Raw genomic sequence first — 16,369 nt, forward strand, 5'->3', positions numbered from 1 at the left:
GCCTACCGCGCAGTCGCGCTACTTGAGGCCGGGCTGATCCCGTTCAGGGGGCATGGCATCGGTCGCGCACAGGCGATCCCAGAGGCGGAAGAACAGGCCGAAGTTGGTCTTCATGTGGGTGTGATGGCGGCTGTGGTGGGTGGCGGTGATGAACTGGCTGCCCGGGCCTGATCGCACCCAACGGTCGGGCCACAGCTCCCAGCCGCAGTGGTTCATGACCGCGCTGGCCGTCATCACGGTCAGCAGTACCGCCAGCATCCAGATGTTCAGCGGGACCACGAATGCCAGAACCGGGAGCAGCCAGGCGGTCAGGACCGCTTCCGCCGGGTCGAAGGCGAAGCTGGCGAAGGGGCTGGGGTCGCGGGCCCGATGATGGGCTGCATGGGCCCAGGGGAACAGGCTACGGTGATGCAGCAGCCGGTGCGTCCAGTAGTAGTGGGTGTCCTGAACGATCAGCAGCAGGACGAAGCTGAGCGGCAACCACCACAGCGGATACGCGCCGGGATCGAGATACAGTTTCGTACCGCCCACCTTCCAGGCCTCCAGGGCAATGGCGGCAGGCAAGGCGTAGATCGGCGTGGACAGCAGCGAGTAGCGGACCTCGTGCAGCATCAGCCTGCGCGACGGCCGATCCCGGTTGAGGCGGCGGCCGAGATCGTTCGCCCGACCCCACAGCAGCCACCAGACCCCGCCGGCGACCAGCAGATAGCGCGCCCCGATGATGAGGCTGAGCCAGGCGGTGGTGATGAGAACGGCAACGAGCATGAGGCGGTGATCGGTGGCTAGGGGCTCGTGATTAGTGGCTGTCGATCGGCTTCAATCATCAACCACCAGCCACTTACCACCTTTAACGCGACGCCTAGTAAAGCACGCCCAAGGCCTCACGCGTGAAGTCCTTGAGGTCTTCGTGGCGGCTGTCGCGGACCTTTTCGACCCACTGCGGATCGGCCAGCAGGGCGCGACCGACGGCGACGAGGTCGAACTCGTCCCGCTCCAGCCGCTCCAGCAGACCGTCGAGGGAGGCGGGCTTGGATCCCTGGCCCGCAAAGGCCGCCAGGAACTCGCCGTCCAGGCCGACCGAGCCGACGGTGATGGTCGGCTTGCCGGTGATTTGCTTGGCCCAGCCGGCGAAGTTCAGCTCGGAGCCCTCGAACTCCGGCTCCCAGAAGCGGCGCTGCGAACAGTGGAAGACATCGACCCCGGCCTCGGACAGGGGATTGAGCCATTCGCCCATCTCGTCCGGCGTGCCGGCGATGCGGGCGTCGTAGTCCTGCTGTTTCCATTGCGACAGGCGCAGGATCAGGGCCATGTCCTCGCCGACGCCCTCTCGTACGGCCTTGACCACCTCGACGCCGAAGCGGTTGCGGTCGGCGATGGTCGATCCGCCCCAGGCGTCGTCACGCCCGTTCAGCCCGTTCCAGAAGAACTGGTCGATCAGATAGCCGTGGGCCCCATGGATCTCGACGGCGTCGAAGCCCAGCTCCTTCGCGGCCCGCGCCGACTTGCCGAACGCGGAGATGGTGTCGGCGATGTCTTCCTCGGTCATCGGCTCGTACTTGAACTTGCCGGGGGCGGTCATGCCCGACGGACTGTCGACCTGACCCTCGGGGGCCCAGTCCGGGGCCTGGCCTCGGGCCGAGCCGACGTGCCAGATCTGGGGTGCGATCTTTCCGCCGGCGGCGTGGACCTCCGCCACCACCTTCTTCCATTCGGGCAGGGCCGCACCGTGGAAGAAGGGTATCTGGACATCGTTGCGGGCGGCAGGACGCTCGACCACCGTGCCCTCGGTCACGATCAGTCCGACCCCGCCCTCGGCCCGCCGACGATAGTAGGCCGCGACGTCCTCGGTCGGCACTCCGTTCGGCGAGAAGGACCGCGTCATCGGGGCCATGACGATGCGGTTGGGCAAGGTCAGGGACTTGACGGTGAAGGGGCGGAACAGGGCGTCGAGTGACATGGGCAAGCCTTGCAGTGATCTGGGACCGCCAAGGTGGCTACGGTCGTTGCGTTTGAAAACCCTTCTCGTGACGAATTGTTCAGAGCCCCAAGGATCTCGCCACGGCCATGGCTATCCGGGCGAACCTCAAGGCCGCCTCCCCGTCCGGTTCCACGACCGCCACCGGCCTTCCCGCGTCCCCGCCTTCGCGCACGGAAGCCTCCAGAGGCAGGTCGCCGAGGTAGGGGATGCCGAGCCTGACACCCTCGGCCTCGACACCGCCACGACCGAAGACGTCGCCGGACATGTTCTCGATCAGGCCCAGCGTCGGGACCCCGACCTTGGCGAACATGGTGTGGGCGCGGCGGGCATCGGCGAGGGCGACCTCTTGCGGGCTGGAGACGATGACGACGCCGTCCAGCGGGGTCTTCTGGATCAGGGTCAGCTGGATGTCGCCCGTGCCGGGCGGCATGTCGACGACCAGAATGTCCAGCGGCGCCCCGGCCGTGCCCCAGCGGGTCTGGGTCAGCATCTGGGTCAAGGCCTGGGAGGCCATGGGGCCGCGCCAGATCATGGCGTCGTCCGCCTTGGTCAGGAAACCGACCGACATAGCCTTCAGTCCGAAAGCTTCGTGCGGCTGGATCATGCCGTCGACGTAATCGGGTTTTCCCGACAGACCGAGCATGGTCGGGATGGATGGACCATGGACGTCGGCGTCGAGGATGCCGACGCGGAAGCCCTGCGCGGCCAGGGCGCAGGCCAGGTTGACCGCGACGGTGGACTTGCCGACGCCGCCCTTGCCGCTGGCCACGGCGATGACGCGGCCGACATGGGCGGGGCGGTCGGTGGCGACCGGAGCCCTTGGCCGGCCCTGTTCGACGGCGGCGGGCGACAGGCTTGCGCCGCGTCGGGGCGGCGCGGCTGGCGCGGCCTCGGCGGTCAGGATGACCGAGACCTTGACCATGCCGGGCATGGCCCTGAGCGCGGCCTCAGCGGCGTCGCGGACGGGGGCGTAGAGAGCGGTGTCAGAGGGCGCGACCTCGATCACGAAACCGGCGCGGTCGGCGGCGACGGTCAGGCCCTGAGCCACGCCTGAGGCGACCAGACCCTGGCCGGACTTCGGATCGAGAATGGCGTCGAGGACGGCGACAACGGCCTCTTTGGTCAGGGGGGCGAGATGGGTCATGCGTACTCAGGCTTGCAGGCGGGGTCCGGGACTTCTATCGCCCGCACAGACCGCCTGCGAGTACGCATTTGCCCGATCGCCAGATCACATTGATCGCCGGCCCGACCGCCTCGGGCAAGTCGCGGCTGGCGCTCGACATGGCCGCCCGCACGGATGCGGTCATCATCAACGCCGACAGCCAGCAGCTTTACGCCGATCTGAGGGTGCTGAGCGCCCGGCCCTCGGTCGAGGATGAGGCGGCGGTGGAGCATCGATTGTACGGCGTGGCGGACGCGGCCGACGCCTGGTCGGTCGGACGGTGGTCGCGAGCGGTGCTGGAGATCCTGGCCGAGCTGAAAACAGACAGGCGGCCGGCGCTGATCGTGGGCGGGACGGGGCTGTATTTCACGGCCCTGACCAAGGGGCTGGCCGATATTCCCGAGGTGCCGCCCGCCGCCCGCGAGGAGGCGATGGCGCTTTACGACACCGAGGGCGAGGCGGCGTTCCGGCTGAGGCTTACGGCGCTGGATCCGCCCGCCGAGGCCGCGATCGCGCCGGGGGATCGGCAACGGTTGACGCGGGCCTGGGCCGTGGGACGGGCGACGACGCGGTCGCTGTCGGACTGGCAGGCGTCAACCCATCCGCTGCTGGCGCGCGAGACCTATCATCCGCTGGTTGTCGAGCCGGATCGGGTGGACCTCTATGCCCGGTGCGACGCGCGGGTCGGGGACATGGTCGAACAGGGCGCGCTTGACGAGGTTCGGGCGCTGACGGCACGTGGGCTGGACCCCGCCCTGCCCGCGATGAAGGCGGTCGGGGTGCGGGAGTTCGGCGGACATCTGAGGGGCGAGACGACGCTCAATCAGGCCATGACTGCCGCGCGCCAGGCGACGCGGAACTACGCCAAGCGGCAGTTGACCTGGTTCAGGAACCAGACGCCGGACTGGCCGCGCGTATGAGTTCGGCCTCGATCTGGGCCAGCCGTTCCTTGCCGAAGAACATCTCGTCGCCGACGAAGATCGTAGGAACGCCGAACACACCGCGCGCGACGGCGGCCGCGGTCAGGTCTGCGAGTTCGGCCTTGACGTCGGCCTGACCTGCGGCTGCGATCAGGGCTTCCGCATCGAGACCGGCTGAGGTCAGCACTCCGGCGACCACAGCCGGATCGCTCATCAACAGACCCTCTTCCCACAGGGCACGCGACACCGCCTCGGCAAAGGCATCGCCCCGGCCATCGCGTCGGGCGGCGATCCACGCGCGCATCACCAGCAGACTGTTGACGGGGAAATGCGGATTGAACCGGAAACGATCGAGACCCTGGTCGCGGACGAAGCGGCGGATTTCCAGCATCTCATAGGCCAGTTTGCCGGTCACGCCGCCGAAGGCCACGAAGGGGGCCTGGTTGTTCGTGGCCTTGAAGACGCCGCCCAGCAGGGCCGGGACCAGTTCGATCCGGGCACCGGTACGTGCGGCGATCGGGGTCAACCCCTGCCAGGCCAGATAGCCGTTGGGGCTGGCGAAATCGAAGATCAGTTCGATGCTTGAGGTCATGGGGCTCACCAGGTCTCGGTCCAGGGGCGGAGGTCCAGTTCGTGGCTCCAGGCCGAGCGCGGCTGGCGGTGCAGGGCCACGAAGCTGGCAGCGATGTCGGCGGGCTTGAGGATGGCGTCGGCCTCCAGCATCTGATCGACGTCGTCACGCAGGGACCGCATGAAGACCCCGTCCACAGGTCCGTCGATCACGACGTGGGCGACATGGATGCCCTGGGGCCCGAGTTCTCGTGCCATGCTCTGAGCCACGGCACGCAGGCCGGCTTTCGCCGACGCGAAGGCGGAGAATCCCTCGCGACCGCGCAGGCTGGCCGAGGCGCCGGTGAACAGGATCGTGCCCCTGCCCCGCGGGACCATCACCTTCGCCGCCTCGCGACCGGTCAGGAAGCCCGCGAAACAGGCCATCTCCCAGACCTTGTGAAAGACCCGCGCGGTGGTCTCGCGGATGGGGAAATAGACGTTCGCGCCGATGTTGAATATGACGACGCCGATCGGACCGACATCACGCTCGACCGTCTCGAACAAGGCGATCATCTCGTCCTCGGATCGGGCGTCGACGCCGTGAGCGACGGCACGGCCGCCGGTGGATTCGATCGTGGCGACCAGGGCGTTGAGGGCCTCCAGGCTTTTGGCGCGGCGGGTGACGCAGACCGTCAGACCCTCGGCGGCGAACGCCCGGGCCAGCGCCCCGCCGAGGCCGTCACCGGCCCCGACGACGAGGCAGACTTCTGGACGTTCCGGCATCGCGGGCTTCTCCCTGTCATTGGAATTGAGAGTACGTTGCCAAAACGAACTGAGTCAACCGACGGCAGTGAACGAAGGGATTGAACCGTCTGTGACCACGCTCGTTCTGTTCACATGAACGAACACGACATCGACGATCACGGCCTGACGCCCGACGATCCGGCCTCGGCCCTGAGCCACGACGCCACCCTGTGTCCCGAATGCGAGGGTGTGGGCACCTTGCCGGACGGCGAGACCTGCCCCGTCTGCGAAGGCACGGGCAAGGCGACGGGGCGGACCGGCGGGGGCTGATCGCGGCACCCCTTGGAACCTGGGACCGATGCGCCTATATTGAATTTGCCGGGGCTTGCTCCGGATATGGCGATAAACGCGCTTATAATAAGCGGACCGGACCCGGGTGCGATTCCCGGCGGCTCCACCAATCGCTCCTCGTTTTCGGGGGAGATGCGGGGCCGACTAGCATCGACGGACGTGTAAAGAAGACTGCTTTCGCTCGTCCTGGCCCACCGTATCGGGCCATTTTCTAACTGCGAACGATAACTTCGCTGGAGAAGTCCGCCTCGCCGCGTAATGCGGTTCGGTTGATTTCGAATCTTAAGTCCTGAGGGTTCAGATCCTCAGGCGGGGCCGCCGGAGAGCCTGCCAACAGAATCTCCGGCACTTATCCGACAACCTGTCTTCCGTGCGCGGCGCTGCGCCGCTATCAGTCACGCTCGCAGACCTTGAGGATCAGATGGCGGAACAGACCCCGGTCGACGAGATGAACTATGATGCCCTGGCGCAGGATGCGCTGCGCGGCGTGATCCGTCTGGCGCTGGAGCGGGCGCAGAGCCCGAGCGGCATCCCGGGCGAGCACCATTTCTACATCACCTTCAAGACCCGGGCGAAGGGCGTCAGCGTGCCGCCCGACGTCATCGCCAAATACCCTGACGAGATGACCATCGTCCTGCAACACCAGTACTGGGACCTGGCGGTCGAGCCGGACCTGTTCTCGGTCATGCTGAAGTTTGGCGGCATGCCCAAGGTGCTGACCGTGCCCTATACGGCGGTCACGCGGTTCTATGATCCCAGCGTCAAGTTCCTGCTGCAGTTCGAGCCGCCCGAAATGCCGGCCGAGCCGGTCGTGACCCTGGCCGAGGCTCCCAAGCCGACCGAGCCCCGGCCGTCAGGCGACGATGATGGCCCCAAGGTCGTGTCGCTGGACCAGTTCCGCAAGAAATAGAGGTCGCGACGGTCTTTTCCGATGCGCCGATCCGGATAAGCTGGCCCGCGCAATGGCGCGGGGGCGGTTGGTGACGAGATCGATCTGGCGAGCGTGGACGGCCTTGCTGGCCTTCGTCGTCGTGATGGCGACAGGTGCCCCTGCCCTCGCGCAGAGCCGATTGTCGGACTGGTCCGGTGCGGTGATCGCGGCGGACTGGCGGACCAGTGGCGGCGAGCCGATCCAGGCCTTCGACAATGCGCGACGCGACCTGACGGCCGGACTGCTGGCGGCGGGTTTCCAGCGCGACCGGCTCTATGACGCGACCCTGAGACCGGATGTTCTAGAGCCGGTGACGGCGGCGCAGGCGACCCAGGGCATGGTACAGGTCGCGGCCGGGGCGACGGGCGGATGCCTGCTGTATTTCACCTCGCACGGCGGCCCGGAGGGGATGGTGTTCGGCCCAGACCGGACGCTGAACCCGACGGCGATGGCGACACTGGTGCGACAGATGTGTCAGGTGCGGCCGACGGTGGTGGTTGTGTCGGCCTGCTTTTCCGGCATCTTCGTGGACGCCCTGGCCGGGCCAAACCGGATGGTGATGACGGCGGCGCGGCGGGACCGGGCCTCGTTCGGGTGCAGCGAGGACGCGACCTATCCCTATTTCGACGGCTGCGTGATCGAGGGGCTGATGACGGCGTCGGACTTCATCGCCCTGGCCAATGCGGCGCGGGGATGCGTCAAGCGGCGCGAGGAGGCGGAAGGGCTTTCGCCCGGCTCCGAGCCCCAGGTCTCGATCGGGGCGAACATGCAGTTCCTGCTGCCGACGGTGCGGTTCGAGCATTCGCCGGGATAACAAAAGACCCCGCCGGGTTGGCGGGGCCTTTGGTCGTCAGGGCCTGACCGCGATCAATGCGGCTTTTCCGTCCAGCGGGCCTTGGCGTCTTCCTGGGTGATGTTCAGATGGACGTGTTCGTCGACGTGATCGACCCAGCTGACGGGGATCATGTGGTGTTTGAAACCGCCGGCGAAGTCGAGCTTGGCCAGTTCGATGGTGTCGCCGTGAACGTGATCGACGCGACCGACGTGGCCGCCGTCGGAGCCGACGACTTCGAGGTGTTCCTTGATGAGCGAGGCGTCTACCATGGGGTGTCTCCTGTCCTGATGGCGTGAACTTTCAACGCGGTGGCGGGATCGGGGTTCACGGCGGAGCTTGAACAATGGGCGAGATCGTCAATCTGAACCGGGCCAGGAAGGCGCGCGAAAAGGCCGCGGACAAGGCCGTCGCCGTGGCCAACCGGGCCGCACACGGCCGGACCAAGTCCCAGCGCGAGGCGGCGGACAAGGAACGCGATCGGGAGGCACGGCTGCTCGACGGCGCCAAGCGAGAGGACTGAGGGTGGGCGGCTGGTCTCGAAATCAGAAGATGAACCTGGGGCTGATCGCCCTGCTCGCCTTTCGCCGGGCCAGGGCCGAGCAGGCGCGCCGGGTCGCCAAGGACGGGGTCGCGAAGGGCGAGGCCGTCGCGCCCGTCACGCCGCCGAAGAAGAAGCGCGGCTGGTTCGGCTGAGGCTCAGGACACCTTTGGCGCGCGGATGACCAGCACCTGACCCGCGATGACGAGGATAAGACCGGCCAGCGCCGTCCACTGAAACCGCGCGCCCTCGAACACCAGCGAGATGACCGTGGCGATGACGGGGGTCAGGGCACCGATGTAGCTGGCCAATGTATAGCCGTGCGACCGGCCGAGGTTCAGGTACAGACCGAACGCCACGACCGAGCCGAAGATCGACAGGTACAGCAGCGAGCCGACATAGGCGGGGCTGAGGTCGATGGTCCACTGCACACCGGTCAGTAGTCCGACGACGGCAAGTCCCGCGACCCCGTAGGCCATGGCCCAGGCCGTGCCCGGCAGGACGTTCATCCCCGCCCCCTGCCCCTTCCAGGCGAAATAGTTGCCGGCCGTGGAGGCGACCGAGGCCCCCAGAGCCAGGACGATGCCGATCATGCCGGAGGTGCCGAGGTCGGCCCCGAGAAGTTCGCCGCCCGAAATCACCACGACGCCGAGCGCACCAAGGCCGGCACCGATCCAGACGGTCCGTGCGGCGGTCTGGCGCTCGACGACGCGGAACATGATGAGGTTCATCAGGGCCATGCTGGCGAAGGCGACGGCGACGATGGCCGAGGCGACGCGGCCCTCGGCCTCATAGACCAGGGCATAGCTGGCCCCGAAGGCCAGGATGCCCTGGGCCGCCGCGCACAGGTGCTGGAACCGCGACAGGCGGATCGACTGGCCGGTGGCCTTGGCCATTGCGAACAGGACGATCGAGGCCAGGCCGAAGCGCCAGACGATCGAGGCGATCGGATCGACGACGCCAAGTTGGAAGGTGATCGCATACCAGGTCGTGCCCCAGATCAGGGCGCAGACGACGACGCTGGCCACGGCGACGGCCATGGGAGAGGGCTTGAAGATCAGGGACACGGGGGAGGTCTCGGGACGGCTGGACCCAGCCGATGAACGGCGCGAGCCGGTGATGCAACCGTCAATGTCGGCGGGCCGACATCAGCACGGCTTATGTCAGCTCAGGCGGCACGCAGCCTGAGGCCCAGCAAGGTTTCCTGTGGCACGGCGGCATAGACGCTTGCGGGGCGCAGGCCGAGGCGGGACCGCGCAGTCGCAAGCGGTTCGGCGAACAGGGCCTCGTAGTCCAGGGCCGGAAGCCAGCGCGCGGCACGGCCGTGCCGCCAGGCCTGAAGCACCGCCTTGCGGGCGGGGATGGAGGCGTTCTCGCGGTGGATTTCGCGTGCGGCACCCCAGCCTATGAATCCGAAGCCGAGATTTTGCGTCTGGCCGTAGGAAAAGGAGACCACACAGGCCTCGCCCAACGCATCGGTGCCGTAGCCCGTCAGCACGTGCCAGATGTCATGCACATCGCGCAGCCGGCGCGAGTACCAAAGGTGCGGATGCGGCGCGTCGGTGAAGGGAATGACCTCGCGCTCGACCTCGGCCAGGCCGTCGGCGGTGAATCCCCTCGCCTCGCGGAACTCACGATAGGCGGCGCCGACCGTGCCGGACGCGAAGGTCGACAGCCAGGTCGGATCGTCGAGTTTCAGCGCCAGCTCGTCGCGCAGGAAGGCCTGGCGACCGCCTTCGATCGAAGACAGCATCCGGCCATAGCCCCGGGCGATCGAGCGACCGCTGAGGGCACGCATGATCTCGAACACCTGGGCGGTGTCCTCCTTGTCGCGGATCAGGCGGCGAAACGCGGCCAGGGCCTTGAGCGGGCGCAGCTTCTGTGGCCGCACCCGACCGAAATCATCCGAGAATTCGACAGTGGTCATGAGATCGTCCCCGTGGGATCAAACACATCATACATGAGACTGATCGGCGTTAATATGGGTTCAAGTCGTCGCAAGCGGAGGCACGGATGCTGAAGAAGCGGTCGGTTTCGCTGTCCGGCCACGCGACGTCCGTTGCGCTGGAACCCGAGTTCTGGGCGGTGCTGGACGCCATCGCGGCGGAGCGCGAGCTGAGCCAGGCGGGGCTGCTGGCCTGGATCGACCAGACGCGCGGACGCCGGCCCCTGGCCTCGGCCTGCCGGGTGCTGGCCCTGGGCTGGACGGCGGGAAAAAACACCGTTTGACAATCGCTGGGCGCGGCGCAATGTCCGCGCGATCGGGGTCCGGCAATCGGGCTAGCCCGTTCAAGTTTCGGGGGAAACGTCATGAGCTTTCTGGAAAAATCCTGGGCGCCGGCCGCCATCTTCGGCGGGCTGATCGCCGTAGGCCTGCTGGGGGCCGGGGCCTTCATCGGCAATGGGGTGGTCAACGCCCAGGTCGGCGATCGTCAGGTGACTGTTCGGGGCCTGGCCGAGCGCGGCGTCACGGCCGACCTGGCCATCCTGTCGCTGCGCTTCACCGGCGCAGGCGAGGAACTGACGGAGACCCAGGCCAAGATCGACGGCGACCTCGCCAGGGTGCGCGCCTTCCTGAAAGCGCAGGGCTATCCGGATGACGTGGTCACCATCGGCCGGCTGGAGGTCACCGACACCAAGGCCCGTGAATATGTGTCGTCAGAGAACGCGCCCCACTACATCCTGGCCCAGACCGTGACGGTGCGTACCAACGACGTACGTCGGGTGGCCCAGACCGAGCGGGCGCTGAACGATCTGGTTCGCGAAGGCGTGGTGCTGGACTTCACGGCCCCCACCTATGTCTTCACCAAGCTGAACGAAGTGCGCCCGGCCATGATCGCCGAGGCCACCGCATCCGCCCGCACCGGCGCGGAGCAGTTTGCAAAGGACGCCAAGACGAGTCTGGGCGGCATCTCCCAGGCCACCCAGGGGTCGTTCGAAATCCTGGCCCGCGAGGACGTGGATTCCGAATCGACCTCGCTGGACAAGCGGGTGCGGGTTGTGGCGACGGTCAGCTATCGCCTGAAATAGGCGATCAGGTCGAAGGCGGCGTCGGCACCGACGGCGCCTCGACCTTGGGCAGGTTGACGTCGACGTCGATGTCCCTGGACTCGCCCGGCATCATGCCGCGTCCGAAGACGAAGAAGGCGATGATCACCACGACGACCAGCAGGCCGCCGACGATGAAGGCCAGGCCGGTGTTGCCGCCGCCCGAGGTGTTCGTGTTGCCTTCAGCCATTGTGGTGTCTCCCAAAGCCCGTTGAACGATGGGCTGTGAACGGGACCGTATGGCCACGGTTCCCTGCGAGCGGGTCTCAAGACGTTCAGGCCGATGAACGCGCCCGGTAAATGCCGATGCGAACGGCGCCGCTGGCGTTCGGCGGTGTGCTACATATGTTCTCCCGATTCCGCCGGTGAGTTCCGGCCCGAGAGCGTTGCCGACCTTGACCGATTCCGTGCCCGCCCCCCGCATCTCCGACCTGGCCCGTTCACGCGGACCCGGCGGCGTGGCCGAACTGCCCGACTATCTGGCCGGACTGAACCCCGAACAGCGGCTGGCGGTCGAGACGACCGAGGGGCCGGTGCTGGTGCTGGCGGGCGCGGGGACGGGCAAGACGCGGGTGCTGACGACGCGGCTGGCGCACATTCTGGCGACGGGCCGGGCCCGCCCGTGGGAACTGCTGGTCGTCACCTTCACCAACAAGGCCGCACGCGAGATGCGCGAGCGGATCACCCATCTGATCGGGCCGTCGGCCGAAGGGTTGCGGTGGCTTGGGACGTTTCACTCGGTCGCGGCGCAGATCCTGAGGCGGCATGCCGAATTGGTCGGGCTGAAGTCCAGCTTCACCATTCTGGACACGGACGATCAGGAGCGGCTTCTGAAACAGCTGCTGGAAGCCGCCAACATCGACACCAAGCGCTGGACACCCAAGTCGCTCAGCGGCCTGATCGATCACTGGAAGAACCGGGGTTGGACACCCGAGAAACTGCCCAGCACCGAGGATTTCGCCAACGGCAAGGGGCATTTGCTGTATGCCGCCTATCAGTCGCGGCTGGCCACGCTGAACGCCTGCGATTTCGGCGATCTGTTGCTGCACAACCTGACGATCCTGTCGAAACACGCGGATATCGCAGAGGAATACCGGAGGCGGTTCCGATACATCCTGGTCGACGAGTATCAGGACACGAACGTCGCCCAGTATCTGTGGCTGCGGTTGCTGACGGCCTCGACCGGCAACGTCTGTTGCGTCGGCGACGACGACCAGTCCATCTATGGCTGGCGGGGGGCCGAGGTGGACAACATCCTGCGCTTCGAGCGGGATTTTCCGGGCGCGAAGATCGTCAAGCTGGAACGCAACTATCGCTCGACCTCACACATCCTGGGGGCCGCATCGGGGCTGATCGCTGCCAACCGCGACCGGCTGGGCAAGACCCTGTGGACCGAGGATCAGTCGGGCGACAAGGTCAGGGTGCGCGGCGTCTGGGACGGCGAGGCCGAAAGCCGGCTGATCGCCGATGAGATCGAGACGGCGCGGCGACCCCACGCGGGCGAACCGGGCATGAAATACAAGGACATGGCCGTCCTTGTTCGCGCGTCATTCCAGATGCGGGCGTTCGAGGAACGGTTCGTCATGCTGGCCATCCCCTATGTGGTGATCGGAGGGCCCCGCTTCTTCGAACGGGCCGAAATCCGCGATGCACACGCGTACTTGCGGCTGATCCAGTCCGAGGACGACGACCTGGCCTTCGAGCGGATCGTCAACGTGCCCAAGCGCGGCATCGGCGATACCTCGGTGCAGAAGATCCTGTCGATCGCCCGCCACCAGCAGGTCTCGGCCATGACGGCGGTGCGCGAGCTGATCACCTCCGACGAGCTGCAGGCGCGGACGCGGACGGCCCTGTCGACCTTCGTGCGCGACATGGACCGCTGGCGGGCGCTGGCCGCCGACACCCGCCACTGGGAGCTGACCGAGACCATCCTGGAGGAGAGCGGTTACACCGACATGCAGAAGGCCGACCGGACGACGGGTCCGGGGCGTCTGGATAACCTGAAGGAACTCACCCAGGCGATGCAGCAGTACGAGACGCTGCAGGCCTATCTGGAGCACGTCTCGCTGGTCATGGACCTGGATCGCGGGGCAGGCGACGACGCGGTCCAGATCATGACCCTGCATGGTGCCAAGGGTCTGGAGTTCCCGCTGGTCTTCCTACCCGGCTGGGAAGAAGGGGTGTTTCCGAGCCAGCGCAGCATCGACGAGAAGGGCGAGAAGGGGCTCGAGGAGGAGCGTCGGCTGGCCTATGTCGGGGTGACGCGGGCCAAGCGTGATGCGCGGATATCATTCGCGGCCAACCGGCTGGTCTATGGCCGCTGGACCTCGCAACTGCCCAGCCGCTTCGTCGACGAACTGCCCATCGCCAATGTCGAGGCGCAGAGCGACACCGGATATTACGGGGCCTCGACCGGCATGAAGGAGGCCAAGAGCCGCTGGGACGACGCACCCTCGTTCGGCGCGGGCTATTCCTCACCGGGCTGGAAACGGGCCCAGTCATTCACCGCCACGCAGACCCCGCGCGCCGCCCACGCCCGACACACCGTCATCGAAGGCGAAGGCCGCCTGGTCGCCACCGCCGATCCCAAGGCGGGTGCCGGCTGGGCCAAGGGGGAGCGGGTGTTTCACCAGAAGTTCGGCTACGGCGCGGTGCGGGTCATCGAGGGCAACAAGCTGCTGATCGACTTCGAGAAGGCGGGGGAAAAGCGGGTGATCGACACGTTCGTGGAGAAGGCGGATAGCTAGGCTCGGAAGAGTCGCAGGAGCTCGCATTTTGCGCTAGGTTTGCCCCATGGCCGACGGCGCTCTGAACCTCACGCTCGACGACTACACCTCGGCCAAGCTGGCCGAGAAGGCGAAGGCTTTGGGAATCTCGCGGGAGGAACTCGCGCTGTCGGTCCTTGGGGATCAATTTTTCGACTACGACGACTTCACGTGGATCAACGGCGACCCGCGCGAGGACACAGGCGAGGTTTCCGAAGAGGGCGCTCGGGATTGGGAGGAGGTCCAACCTGAAATGGAGGCCTATCTTGCCGCTCGCTTGGGACCAGCTGATTGAGAGTTCGCCTTTCGAAAGCTGCGCAGTCGGACTTGAAGGCCCAGATCAATTGGCTGGTTGAACGATCTCCGAAAGCCGCCGAGACGGCGTCACGCAGACTATTCGACGCGATTGGGCTGCTGACTGATTTTCCCAGGCTGGGCTTTAAAGCGGACAACAGCGTCAGGGAAAGTCCCGTCCGGTTTGGCCGAGACGGTTTTGTAATCCGCTACCAGATCAGGCCGAAAGAGATTTTCGTCAGCCGCATCTTCCATAGTCGCCAAGATCGGCGGTAACGGCGGTGCCCCTTCCCTGCCCGACGAATCCGGCCCACACATCCCATATAAAATCGCTTGGGGGAGCGTCTGAGATGAACCGTCCTATCCTGATCGCCCTATCCCTTCTGGCCGTTACCGCGTGCACGCCCGCCGATGCGCCGAAGTCGGAGGCGTTGCGGCCGGAGGCTCCGTCTGCGGCGGCTGAGGCCGCAGAGGCGGCCAGCCAGCAGGCTTATGACGAGGTGGCGAACACGCCGCCGACCGAGCCGGTGGCGAACCTGGCCTGGCGCGCCGAACTCTGCTCCCACTTGGGCGGCGAGATCGGGGGCGACGGGTCCGAGCGGGACCGCGAGGTCCAGGCGCAGATGGAGACCATGCGGTGCGGCGATGGCCTGATCGCCGAAGGCGCGGCGCTGAAGGTTGCGAATGCCTCTGACCCGGCGGTGGTGGCGCGGATCGATGCGGCCCTGAAGGTCGCCAGCGGCGAATAGGCCAACGCTTCCTTAAGCACGATCGCCGACCCTGACGGGCGTGAACCTCGCCCGTCCTGACCCCGTGTTCGACGAACCCGAACCGCCCCTGTGGGAACAGGCGGCGGCGATCGGGGTGATCGTGATGCTGACCGGGGCCCTGATCGGGCCGGTGTTCGCGCCGTTACAGCAGGAAACGCCGATCCTGAGGCTGATCTGGTTGCCGGTCTATGCGGTGACCCTGGGCCTGTGCTGCTGGCGGGCCGAGCGAATGGTCAAGGCATGGCCGGCGCTGCTGATCCTGGTCCTGCTGTGCCTGCACGCCTATGCGTCGAAATACTGGTCGATCGATCCGGGGGTGACGTCCAGGCGGACCCTGGCGCTGTTCTTTTCCAGCCTGTTCGCCATCTATCTGGGGGCCGTCTTCCGGGGTCCACATCTGCCGCGCGTGCTGATGTTGTCGGGCCTTCTGATGGGGCTGGGCAGTCTGGTGATGGTGTTCGCCTTCCCCGCCATCGGTATCCACCAGTACGACAACGCCGGCCTGTGGCGCGGGCTGTGGTATGAGAAGAACCAGATGGGTGTGGTCATGGTCGCCGGGGCGATCGCTGCCGCAGCCTGTCTGGCGTCGATGGATCGACGGCGCTTGCTGCCGGCCCTGGCCCTGGTGGTGACGACGGTGCTGGTGCTTGCCACCCAGTCCAAGACATCGCTGCTGTGCCTGTTGATCGGGGTCGGGGTGGTCGGGGCGCTGTGGGCGATGCGCCAGGGCGGACCGGCCCTGACGGTCGTGGCCCTGTGGTTCGGCGTCGTTCTGACGGGCATCGTGGGTTACGTCTTCATCACTGAACCGGCCGTGGTCCTGAAGGCCCTGGGCAAGGATCCGTCCCTGACCGGACGCACCGACATCTGGGTCGCCCTGATGCGCGAGGTCGGCGAGCGGCCCTGGACCGGGTTCGGCTATCAGGCCTTCTGGGGGCGGGATTCGGTTCCTGCCGCCTTCATCCGTGCGGAGACCCAGTGGCCCGTGCCGTCGGCGCACAACGGCTGGATCGACCTGCTGATCCAGCTGGGCTGGCCGGGGGCGTTCTCGGTGGGGTTCGCGGTGGCGTTGGCGTTCCTGACGTCGCTGTTCCGCATCCCGGTCGCCGGGGCGCGAGAGGGCTATTTCGGCATCGCCTATTTCGCGGTCTTCCTGTTGCTCAGCCTGTCCGAAAGCGTGCTGCTGACCAACGCCAACCTGCCGTGGGCGCTGCTGCTGGCGATCATGACGCGGGGGCTGCTGGCGGATCCTGAGGTTCTGAGATCGCCGCTTCCCCAAGGTCGCCTTGCTCATGGCGGCGGCGCGGCCTACCTGACGCGATCCCGAATCGCAGCACACTCCCCGCATGGCCGCCGCCCCCTCCCTGTTCGATGACATCCCCGAGCCCGAGCCGAAGAAGGCCGAGGTCGCGCCGGAGCTGAAGCCGCAGGCCGCTGCGCCCGTGCCGGCGCTCGCAGTCGCACCCGCCGCAGCCCCCTCC

22 protein-coding genes and 1 other RNA gene are annotated in these 16,369 nt (G+C 66.8%); 14 read left to right on the plus strand and 9 right to left on the minus strand.

Annotated elements, in window-relative coordinates:
* Positions 1-18: 18 nt before the first annotated feature.
* The 3 genes from JHC99_RS06295 to JHC99_RS06305 all read right to left on the minus strand — a co-directional run bounded on the left by JHC99_RS06295 (position 19) and on the right by JHC99_RS06305 (position 3,122).
* A complete protein-coding gene (locus tag JHC99_RS06295) occupies positions 19-765 on the minus strand; it encodes a sterol desaturase family protein (protein WP_292152604.1) in 747 nt (248 codons plus the stop codon).
* Positions 766-859: 94 nt separating this feature from the next.
* Positions 860-1,957 (minus strand): NADH:flavin oxidoreductase, encoded by a 1,098-nt coding sequence (locus tag JHC99_RS06300; RefSeq protein ID WP_292152605.1) that lies wholly within the window; start codon positions 1,955-1,957, stop codon positions 860-862.
* Between the two features lie 79 nt (positions 1,958-2,036).
* Entirely contained in the window at positions 2,037-3,122 is a 1,086-nt protein-coding gene (locus JHC99_RS06305; RefSeq protein ID WP_292152606.1) for an Mrp/NBP35 family ATP-binding protein, read from the minus strand.
* A gap of 68 nt (positions 3,123-3,190) precedes the next feature.
* On the opposite strand from JHC99_RS06305, the gene miaA reads away from it, so the two are divergent.
* On the plus strand, positions 3,191-4,060 hold the full coding sequence (gene miaA, locus JHC99_RS06310) for a tRNA (adenosine(37)-N6)-dimethylallyltransferase MiaA (protein WP_292152607.1): 870 nt from the start codon (positions 3,191-3,193) through the stop codon (positions 4,058-4,060).
* Here miaA and JHC99_RS06315 read toward each other — a convergent pair.
* On the minus strand, positions 4,026-4,652 hold the full coding sequence (locus JHC99_RS06315) for a 2-hydroxychromene-2-carboxylate isomerase (RefSeq protein WP_292152608.1): 627 nt from the start codon (positions 4,650-4,652) through the stop codon (positions 4,026-4,028). The two genes, miaA and JHC99_RS06315, sit on opposite strands and share 35 nt — an antisense overlap.
* Before the next feature lie 5 nt (positions 4,653-4,657).
* Positions 4,658-5,395, minus strand: coding sequence for an SDR family NAD(P)-dependent oxidoreductase (locus tag JHC99_RS06320; RefSeq protein ID WP_292152609.1), 738 nt, complete (start codon positions 5,393-5,395; stop codon positions 4,658-4,660).
* 114 nt (positions 5,396-5,509) lie between these two features.
* On the opposite strand from JHC99_RS06320, the gene JHC99_RS06325 reads away from it, so the two are divergent.
* From JHC99_RS06325 to JHC99_RS06340, 4 genes are all read left to right on the plus strand, one after another.
* Entirely contained in the window at positions 5,510-5,686 is a 177-nt protein-coding gene (locus JHC99_RS06325) for a hypothetical protein (protein ID WP_292152610.1), read from the plus strand.
* An 8-nt stretch (positions 5,687-5,694) separates the two neighbouring features.
* Positions 5,695-6,057: a transfer-messenger RNA gene (ssrA, locus tag JHC99_RS06330) on the plus strand.
* A 71-nt stretch (positions 6,058-6,128) separates the two neighbouring features.
* Positions 6,129-6,617, plus strand: a complete 489-nt coding sequence (locus JHC99_RS06335) for a ClpXP protease specificity-enhancing factor SspB (protein WP_292152611.1) — start codon at positions 6,129-6,131, stop codon at positions 6,615-6,617.
* 70 nt (positions 6,618-6,687) lie between these two features.
* On the plus strand, positions 6,688-7,452 hold the full coding sequence (locus JHC99_RS06340; protein WP_292152612.1) for a C13 family peptidase: 765 nt from the start codon (positions 6,688-6,690) through the stop codon (positions 7,450-7,452).
* 53 nt (positions 7,453-7,505) lie between these two features.
* Here JHC99_RS06340 and JHC99_RS06345 read toward each other — a convergent pair whose 3' ends face one another.
* The gene (locus JHC99_RS06345) at positions 7,506-7,742 is read right to left on the minus strand and encodes a DUF2171 domain-containing protein (protein ID WP_292152613.1); all 237 of its coding nucleotides are present in this window, start codon (positions 7,740-7,742) and stop codon (positions 7,506-7,508) included.
* A gap of 74 nt (positions 7,743-7,816) precedes the next feature.
* Here JHC99_RS06345 and JHC99_RS06350 point away from each other — a divergent pair, with 74 nt between their 5' ends.
* On the plus strand, positions 7,817-7,993 hold the full coding sequence (locus tag JHC99_RS06350) for a DUF4169 family protein (RefSeq protein WP_292152615.1): 177 nt from the start codon (positions 7,817-7,819) through the stop codon (positions 7,991-7,993).
* 29 nt (positions 7,994-8,022) lie between these two features.
* Positions 8,023-8,166, plus strand: a complete 144-nt coding sequence (locus tag JHC99_RS06355) for a hypothetical protein (RefSeq protein ID WP_292152617.1) — start codon at positions 8,023-8,025, stop codon at positions 8,164-8,166.
* A 3-nt stretch (positions 8,167-8,169) separates the two neighbouring features.
* Here JHC99_RS06355 and JHC99_RS06360 read toward each other — a convergent pair whose 3' ends face one another.
* Together JHC99_RS06360 and JHC99_RS06365 are read right to left on the minus strand one after the other, a co-directional pair.
* Entirely contained in the window at positions 8,170-9,078 is a 909-nt protein-coding gene (locus JHC99_RS06360; RefSeq protein WP_292152619.1) for an EamA family transporter, read from the minus strand.
* A 101-nt stretch (positions 9,079-9,179) separates the two neighbouring features.
* Complete coding sequence (locus JHC99_RS06365) at positions 9,180-9,938, minus strand: Coq4 family protein (RefSeq protein WP_292152621.1); 759 nt, start codon at positions 9,936-9,938, stop codon at positions 9,180-9,182.
* An 86-nt stretch (positions 9,939-10,024) separates the two neighbouring features.
* Here JHC99_RS06365 and JHC99_RS06370 point away from each other — a divergent pair, with 86 nt between their 5' ends.
* Together JHC99_RS06370 and JHC99_RS06375 are read left to right on the plus strand one after the other, a co-directional pair.
* Positions 10,025-10,240: a ribbon-helix-helix domain-containing protein gene (locus JHC99_RS06370; RefSeq protein ID WP_292152623.1), complete on the plus strand. Its 216-nt coding sequence runs from the start codon at positions 10,025-10,027 to the stop codon at positions 10,238-10,240.
* A gap of 81 nt (positions 10,241-10,321) precedes the next feature.
* A complete protein-coding gene (locus tag JHC99_RS06375; RefSeq protein ID WP_292152625.1) occupies positions 10,322-11,041 on the plus strand; it encodes an SIMPL domain-containing protein in 720 nt (239 codons plus the stop codon).
* 4 nt (positions 11,042-11,045) lie between these two features.
* Here the strand turns inward: JHC99_RS06375 and JHC99_RS06380 are convergent, their stop codons facing one another.
* On the minus strand, positions 11,046-11,249 hold the full coding sequence (locus tag JHC99_RS06380; RefSeq protein ID WP_292152626.1) for a hypothetical protein: 204 nt from the start codon (positions 11,247-11,249) through the stop codon (positions 11,046-11,048).
* Between the two features lie 205 nt (positions 11,250-11,454).
* Here JHC99_RS06380 and JHC99_RS06385 point away from each other — a divergent pair, with 205 nt between their 5' ends.
* The 5 genes from JHC99_RS06385 to JHC99_RS06400 all read left to right on the plus strand — a co-directional run bounded on the left by JHC99_RS06385 (position 11,455) and on the right by JHC99_RS06400 (position 16,263).
* Positions 11,455-13,806 (plus strand): ATP-dependent helicase, encoded by a 2,352-nt coding sequence (locus JHC99_RS06385; protein ID WP_292152628.1) that lies wholly within the window; start codon positions 11,455-11,457, stop codon positions 13,804-13,806.
* A 46-nt stretch (positions 13,807-13,852) separates the two neighbouring features.
* The gene (locus tag JHC99_RS06390) at positions 13,853-14,119 is read left to right on the plus strand and encodes a hypothetical protein (RefSeq protein WP_292152630.1); all 267 of its coding nucleotides are present in this window, start codon (positions 13,853-13,855) and stop codon (positions 14,117-14,119) included.
* A complete protein-coding gene (locus JHC99_RS18770) occupies positions 14,116-14,394 on the plus strand; it encodes a type II toxin-antitoxin system RelE/ParE family toxin (protein WP_366927724.1) in 279 nt (92 codons plus the stop codon). The genes JHC99_RS06390 and JHC99_RS18770 overlap by 4 nt, the downstream gene beginning before the upstream one ends.
* Positions 14,395-14,468: 74 nt before the next feature.
* Positions 14,469-14,867 carry a hypothetical protein gene (locus tag JHC99_RS06395; protein WP_292152632.1) on the plus strand — a complete coding sequence of 133 codons (399 nt, stop codon included), beginning with the start codon at positions 14,469-14,471 and terminating at the stop codon, positions 14,865-14,867.
* 40 nt (positions 14,868-14,907) lie between these two features.
* Positions 14,908-16,263: an O-antigen ligase family protein gene (locus tag JHC99_RS06400; RefSeq protein WP_292152634.1), complete on the plus strand. Its 1,356-nt coding sequence runs from the start codon at positions 14,908-14,910 to the stop codon at positions 16,261-16,263.
* Positions 16,264-16,369 lie beyond the last annotated feature (106 nt).

This window comes from Brevundimonas sp. (assembly GCF_016463485.1).
Taxonomy (GTDB): domain Bacteria; phylum Pseudomonadota; class Alphaproteobacteria; order Caulobacterales; family Caulobacteraceae; genus Brevundimonas.

Coding starts and splice junctions, on each gene's coding strand:
- JHC99_RS06295 (WP_292152604.1), bottom strand. CDS start 765: ATGCTCGTTGCCGTTCTCATCACCACCGCCTGGCTCAGCCTCATCATC.
- JHC99_RS06300 (WP_292152605.1), bottom strand. CDS start 1,957: ATGTCACTCGACGCCCTGTTCCGCCCCTTCACCGTCAAGTCCCTGACC.
- JHC99_RS06305 (WP_292152606.1), bottom strand. CDS start 3,122: ATGACCCATCTCGCCCCCCTGACCAAAGAGGCCGTTGTCGCCGTCCTC.
- JHC99_RS06315 (WP_292152608.1), bottom strand. CDS start 4,652: ATGACCTCAAGCATCGAACTGATCTTCGATTTCGCCAGCCCCAACGGC.
- JHC99_RS06320 (WP_292152609.1), bottom strand. CDS start 5,395: ATGCCGGAACGTCCAGAAGTCTGCCTCGTCGTCGGGGCCGGTGACGGC.
- JHC99_RS06325 (WP_292152610.1), top strand. CDS start 5,510: ATGAACGAACACGACATCGACGATCACGGCCTGACGCCCGACGATCCG.
- JHC99_RS06335 (WP_292152611.1), top strand. CDS start 6,129: ATGGCGGAACAGACCCCGGTCGACGAGATGAACTATGATGCCCTGGCG.
- JHC99_RS06345 (WP_292152613.1), bottom strand. CDS start 7,742: ATGGTAGACGCCTCGCTCATCAAGGAACACCTCGAAGTCGTCGGCTCC.
- JHC99_RS06350 (WP_292152615.1), top strand. CDS start 7,817: ATGGGCGAGATCGTCAATCTGAACCGGGCCAGGAAGGCGCGCGAAAAG.
- JHC99_RS06355 (WP_292152617.1), top strand. CDS start 8,023: ATGAACCTGGGGCTGATCGCCCTGCTCGCCTTTCGCCGGGCCAGGGCC.
- JHC99_RS06365 (WP_292152621.1), bottom strand. CDS start 9,938: ATGACCACTGTCGAATTCTCGGATGATTTCGGTCGGGTGCGGCCACAG.
- JHC99_RS06370 (WP_292152623.1), top strand. CDS start 10,025: ATGCTGAAGAAGCGGTCGGTTTCGCTGTCCGGCCACGCGACGTCCGTT.
- JHC99_RS06375 (WP_292152625.1), top strand. CDS start 10,322: ATGAGCTTTCTGGAAAAATCCTGGGCGCCGGCCGCCATCTTCGGCGGG.
- JHC99_RS06380 (WP_292152626.1), bottom strand. CDS start 11,249: ATGGCTGAAGGCAACACGAACACCTCGGGCGGCGGCAACACCGGCCTG.
- JHC99_RS06390 (WP_292152630.1), top strand. CDS start 13,853: ATGGCCGACGGCGCTCTGAACCTCACGCTCGACGACTACACCTCGGCC.
- JHC99_RS06395 (WP_292152632.1), top strand. CDS start 14,469: ATGAACCGTCCTATCCTGATCGCCCTATCCCTTCTGGCCGTTACCGCG.